Source organism: Candidatus Stygibacter australis, from assembly GCA_030765845.1.
In the GTDB taxonomy this organism is placed as follows: domain Bacteria; phylum Cloacimonadota; class Cloacimonadia; order Cloacimonadales; family TCS61; genus Stygibacter; species Stygibacter australis.
This window is the reverse complement of sequence record JAVCDJ010000209.1, coordinates 1-4341: the sequence shown is the minus strand read 5'-3', so window position 1 is coordinate 4341 and position 4341 is coordinate 1. Positions and strand designations below refer to the sequence as shown.

General features: G+C 39.2%; 4 protein-coding genes. 2 read left to right on the top strand and 2 right to left on the bottom strand.

The features are described from left to right. On the top strand, nt 1–535 hold a 535-nt coding region (locus tag RAO94_10980), incomplete at its 5' end, for a hypothetical protein (protein ID MDP8322863.1). 259 nt (nt 536–794) lie between these two features. Then, the gene (locus tag RAO94_10975; GenBank protein MDP8322862.1) at nt 795–3272 is read left to right on the top strand and encodes a lectin like domain-containing protein; all 2478 of its coding nucleotides are present in this window, start codon (nt 795–797) and stop codon (nt 3270–3272) included. 51 nt (nt 3273–3323) lie between these two features. Here RAO94_10975 and RAO94_10970 read toward each other — a convergent pair whose 3' ends face one another. Further along, nucleotides 3324–3794, bottom strand: a complete 471-nt coding sequence (locus tag RAO94_10970; protein MDP8322861.1) for a GNAT family N-acetyltransferase — start codon at nt 3792–3794, stop codon at nt 3324–3326. 45 nt (nt 3795–3839) lie between these two features. Then, nucleotides 3840–4341: M23 family metallopeptidase (locus RAO94_10965; protein MDP8322860.1), on the bottom strand; the 502-nt coding region annotated here is incomplete at its 5' end.

Genomic DNA, 4341 nt, shown 5'->3' with positions numbered 1-4341 from the left:
GGAGGTAATTGTGAGAAAAGTTATTTTTTTATTTGTGGTCATGTTATTTTTAGCAAATGCTTATGGATTCGAAAAGGGAACTGTAAATTTCGGAGGAAATGTTAGTTATTCGAGTGTAAAGGCTTATTCAGATGCTGAGGCTTTCACTACATTTTTGTTCTCTGCACAAACTGGTTATTTTCTTAGTGATAATATCACTTTTGACTTCGGATTTGATTTAACTGTTATGGGTGATGACTATGATAGTATGACTCTTTTGGGATTTGAAATTGGGGGACGTTACTTCACAGATGATATGTTTTATTTAGGACCTAAGTTTGTGAGACAATCATTGAGTGATGATTATACTATTTCAGCACAATATTTACAAATTGGTGTTGGATATTTAGCTCCATTAGTAAATAATGTTGTATATCTTGATCTTGGTGTCAATTATTCTTTTGGTATTGGAGAATATGGTGGAGACTTTTCCGGGAATAATGAAGAGACCATGTTCAATTTTGGTGCAGGATTAGAGTTTTTCTTTAAGAAATAAGATCTTAGTACAATGTGAAAGCCCTTCATTCGAAGGGCTTTTCTTATATGTAATTAACCATAATATAACATGTTAATTATACACTTTATAATCCACTGAAATCAGATCATTTCATTATATTTTGAGATAATCATCAAACCAATATCAGTTTCAGTTTTGTAGCAAAATCAGAGGAAATACGTGGATTTATAAGAAGTATTTGACAGGCATAGGATAATTCCACAAAAGAGAATAAATTATAATATTCTCAGGAGGCTATATGAATATTGCGAAATTATTTATAGTATTATGTCTTATAAGTCTTTCACTATTGTGGGCTGATCCACCAACTACTTTCGATCTGCGGGACGTGAATGGTAATAATTATGTGACATCTGTAAAAAGCCAGCAGGGTGGCACCTGCTGGACCTTTGGGGCTCTTGCTGCCATGGAAGGAAATATGCTGATGACAGGAGCCTGGGCGGATAACGGTGAAACTGGAGAACCAGCTCTGGCAGAATATCATCTGGACTGGTGGAATGGCTTCAATCAGCATAATAATGACGACATTGATCCACCATTTGGGAATGGGCTGGAAGTTCATCAGGGTGGGGATTATCGCGTTACATCCGCCTATTTATCTCGTGGGGAGGGAGCAGTTCGAGAGATAGACGGACAATCCTATGATTCTGCACCTTTGCGTGATGCTCCGGGTTATCATAAATATTACGTGCGTGAAATGAACTGGTATGTGGAAGAGGAAAACCTTACTAAAATTGACAGTATTAAATATGCCATTATGGAGCACGGGGTATTGGGAATCTGCATGTGTTATGACGCATCTTTTATTGATAACCAGTATAATCATTATCAACCACCCAGCAGCATAATGGAACCTAATCATGCCATTGCTATTATTGGCTGGGATGATGATCATGTTACTCAGGCTCCAGAGCCTGGTGCCTGGCTGACTAAGAATAGCTGGGGCGAGAACTGGGGCTATAATGGCTATTTCTGGATTTCCTATTATGATAAGCACGCCTGCCAGCATCCGGAGATGGGAGCTATCTCATTTCAAGAGGTAGAGCGTATGCCGTATGACAATGTCTATTATCATGATTATCATGGCTGGCGCGATACATTTGAAGATGTTTCAGCAGTTTTTAATAAATTTATTGCAGACGGCAATGAAGTAGTGCAGGCAGTTAATTTCTTCACTGCTTCGGATGATGTGGAATTTCAAATTACTATATATGATGACTTTGATGGTGTTATTTTATCTAATGAATTAGCTTCTGTTACTGGCTATCGTGATCACTACGGTTTGCACACTGTAGATCTGGATACGCCTTTTGGTATAGAGGAAGGTGATGATTTTTATGTGTATCTGCAATTATCTGATGATGCCTATCCCTTTGACCGTACCTCAGACGTGCCCGTGCTATTGGGTGCCAGTTACCGGACGATAGTTGAATCCTCGGCTAATCCGGATGAAAGCTATTATCAAGTAGGTACTGCCTGGCTGGATTTTTATGATTATGCCTTCAATCCCTCCAGTTGGGATGGAACTGGCAATTTCTGTGTGAAAGTATTAACTAATGAAACCGGCTTAAAGGTTTATCCAGAAGAAGGAACTAACTTCCAGGGCTACCCAGGAGGTCCTTTTGATCCTTCATCATTCTCCTGGCAGTTCACAAATAGATGTCTGGAAGCTATTGATTATGAAGTCACCAATCTGCCTGCTACTGACTGGCTGACTCTTGATGGTGATACCGCAGGTAGTCTGGAAGCAGGTGAAACTGCTCAGATCACTGTGATCATAAATAATAATGCTGATCTGCTGGAACTGGGTGCCTATCTTAGCGAAATTCAGTTCGTCAATCTCACTGATCACAATGGTGATACAGAAAGAGAAGTAATGCTGCTGGTGGGAGATGCAGTCAGTTATTATAACTGGAATATGGATACTGATCCGGGCTGGGATATTGAAGCAGACTGGCTGTGGGGAACACCTCAGGGTCAAGGTGGTGCTTATGGTGAACCTGATCCAGAAGCAGGATATACAGGCGATAATGTTTATGGTTATAATCTTTTTGGAGATTACCAGAATAATCTTGATGAGAAGCATCTCACTACTGAGGTGATAGATTGTACAAATCTATATAATACTCACCTGAAATTCTGGCGCTGGCTGGGTGTGGAACAACCTGCTTATGATCACGCCAGTATCCGCATCAGCACGGATTATGAAACCTGGTTCACGCTCTGGAGCAATTCTGAAGAAATTGCGGATGATAGCTGGCAGGAGATTCTTATTGATATATCTCAATACGCAGATGATCAGGAAACTGTATATATCCGCTGGACAATGGGTTCCACCGATGGTGGCTGGACATATTGCGGCTGGAATATAGATGATGTGGAAATATTAGCTCTGGAAGGGATCATCACTGATACTGATGAAGATAACCTGTCATCTATCACAAATCTGCGTAATTATCCCAATCCCTTTAATCCAACTACAAATATCAATTTCAGAATATCTCAATCAGAGGAGCAGGTTTCTTTAAATATCTATAATATCAAAGGACAACTCGTGAAAACTCTTCTAAATGAGGTTTTACCTGCAGGAGAACACAGCATAATCTGGAATGGCACCGATCAGCAGGATAATCACACAGCATCAGGTATCTATTTCTATCGTCTTAGTATAGAAAATGATGAATCTGTTACCGGCAAGTGTATTTTATTGAAATAAGATCAAAAAAGTACCCGGAAACGAGGTAATATCATCAGCTTAGTTTCCGGGTTATTTATTTAAGTTTTTTACCATAAATAGACACGGGTTGGCAGCTCCCCATAAATCCGGAAAAACTTCCAAAGGAACAAATCCTTTTGCCAGGTAAAATTCCCTGGTCTCCTTATATTCTTTGCTTTTATGAGAGTCTGCTAAGGTCTTCACTGTTAAATATATATATTTTTGCTTTAATAATCTATCTATCACAGAATTTAATAGTGAAGTGCCTATGCCTTTATTTCTATGTGATTTATAAACTCCCACAACATATATCTCCGAAGTAAATTTATTATGGTCAAGCACAGATATAAAACCAACAAAACTGTCATTTTCAATAGCTGCAAAAAATGTTCTGTCCTTAACTCCATTACAATATTCCTCAGTAGCTTCCGGTATACCAAACCATTGTGGCAGATCATTTAGAATGGCTCTGCAGGTTACTTCTTTAATTTGTGAATCAAATATTTCCTTAATTTTGATCAATTGCTTAATCCTCCATTTAATTACCTTATGGTAAGAAGTTCACAATTATTGCAGGACTGCCATCTCAGCATCCATTTCCTGTATCTGCATTTTAAAGGTTTTCAATCTGGTATCCTTCAACACGTTTGCACCCACCATTTTCAGATTCGTGCGGGGATTTACCCATTTACCGTGTTTCTTTACCCCAAAATGAAGATGTGGTCCAGTGGAAACTCCTGTGCTGCCTATCCTGCCTATCAATTGTCCCTTTTTTACTTTTCTGCCATAAGATGTGGAAATTTTGCTTAAATGCGCATATTGAGTGATCATCCCGTTATCATGATTTATTAAGACTTCATTGCCATAGCCATTTCCATTATTTTTTGCTTTGGTTACCTTCCCGCTGGTTACCGCATAGACAGACGTCCCGGTGGCTCCCCTTAGATCAATACCATTATGCATTCTACGATAGCCATAAACGGGATGAATTCGATAACCAAAGGAGGAGGTCACATGCATTCTATCCAGTGGAGTACGCACGGCATCAGTTACTAGTCGCTTAGCTTCT